This is a genomic window from Thermus sp. FJN-A, assembly GCF_054655095.1.
Genome location: NZ_BAAHSC010000155.1, coordinates 1 through 256, shown reverse-complemented (window position 1 = coordinate 256; position 256 = coordinate 1). Strand labels below are relative to the sequence as shown.

Annotated in this window: 1 pseudogene; it reads left to right on the top strand. The window is 77.3% G+C overall.

Going from position 1 to position 256, the window contains the following annotated elements:
• Positions 1-256: pseudogene (locus ACYQ0J_RS00795) on the top strand (metal-dependent hydrolase); the annotation flags it as partial.

Genomic DNA, 256 nt, shown 5'->3' with positions numbered 1-256 from the left:
CCTGGTGGTGGAGGCCCTGGGGCGGGAAGGGGTTCTGGTTGAGGACGAGTTGGGCCGCACCCTGGCGGTGAGCCGGGACGGCCAGGTGGTGGCCTACCGGGTGCGCATGGTCCGGGGGAGGCCCCAGGTCCTCAGGGAGTGGCGGCTGGACCTCTCGGGGAGGCTTCTCGCCGACCTCCTGCAGGCCCTCCCCCGGTCCGCCCGGAGGGTCTGGGTCACCGGGGAGGCCCGCCCCCCCCCCCCCCCCCCCCCCCCC